The 836-nt window shown below is 54.9% G+C and carries 2 protein-coding genes and 1 pseudogene; 1 reads left to right on the top strand and 2 read right to left on the bottom strand.

Annotated elements, in window-relative coordinates; all coding sequences use genetic code 11:
- Positions 1 to 54 precede the first annotated feature (54 nt).
- Positions 55 to 279 (top strand): site-specific integrase, encoded by a 225-nt coding sequence (locus AC1DLB_RS31155; RefSeq protein ID WP_477743175.1) that lies wholly within the window; start codon positions 55 to 57, stop codon positions 277 to 279.
- On the opposite strand, the gene AC1DLB_RS31150 is transcribed toward AC1DLB_RS31155, so the two are convergent.
- Both AC1DLB_RS31150 and AC1DLB_RS31145 read right to left on the bottom strand, forming a co-directional pair.
- Positions 263 to 493, bottom strand: a complete 231-nt coding sequence (locus tag AC1DLB_RS31150; RefSeq protein WP_477743176.1) for a hypothetical protein — start codon at positions 491 to 493, stop codon at positions 263 to 265. The two genes, AC1DLB_RS31155 and AC1DLB_RS31150, sit on opposite strands and share 17 nt — an antisense overlap.
- Positions 485 to 568 (bottom strand): annotated as a pseudogene (locus tag AC1DLB_RS31145) (terminase small subunit); the annotation flags it as partial. The pseudogene AC1DLB_RS31145 and the gene AC1DLB_RS31150, both read right to left, overlap by 9 nt.
- Between the last annotated feature and the right edge of the window lie 268 nt (positions 569 to 836).

Below are 836 nucleotides of genomic sequence, written 5' to 3'. Positions count from 1 at the left end.
CATCCGCGCCACGGCCGAGATCATCCAGCGCTGCCGACCTTGGCGGTGTAGCCGATGACGCCGAGCATGCTCCGGAAGTGGTTTGATAATGCCCCGAAGTTTGCCGGCATTCCCAAGGCTGATTTTCAAATGCGCGTACGGACGAAGGCCGCGACGGATAAGGAAGAATCGACACGCAACATTCGTGCTGCACGCGATCAACTTGGGCACACCACCGTAGGCATGACAGAGAAGTACATTCGAATGCGTAAAGGGATGAAAGTCACGCCCACAAAATGACCAGTGGTAGCGAATTGCGGAGCAGAGATAGATTTTTGCGGTGGTACTCGATGCTCTGCCCCGTCGCGCCGGTAAAACAGATCATCAGGCCGCGCTCGTCGTATTCCCAAGCATTGGTTTTGCCGGAGCAGTCGGTATATTTCACGAGTTGGCCAGCGTCGTTGTATTCGAGCTCTTTCTCGTTGCCGTTTGCATCCTTAATAACGATCACCAACCTGCCGTTCGTCTTCAACCAGGTGATGGTGCTCGGCGACCTGCCGATCCGTGCCGCGAAGGCGCTCTTGTACAGGTAGTCGAATACGCTTAGGAGCTCTCCTTTTCAGCGGCTTCTCAATGAATCCTTTCAAGATTTCAGTGATTGAAATTTCAGTAAGCTGGCAGGCCTTCCACTAACAAGATCCCGCGGGTTTCCGACCCCGTGTCCTTTGCAAGTCCCCAGGGGCCCCGCCGGTTTTCTGCCTGGCCGGCTACCGAAGTCGGACAGGTCTGACAGTTCAAGCAGTGACATAGGAGGGCGTGGCCTGTTCATGGGCTACCTAATACTTGAAATACTGGCG

The organism is Pseudomonas sp. 05N434 (assembly GCF_056396965.1).
Note: the sequence above shows the minus strand (reverse complement) of the source record. Positions and strands in the feature narration are given on the sequence as shown.

Bases quoted from the DNA above. Each gene is read 5' to 3' on its own strand.
- AC1DLB_RS31155 (WP_477743175.1), top strand. From the start codon at position 55: ATGACGCCGAGCATGCTCCGGAAGTGGTTTGATAATGCCCCGAAGTTT.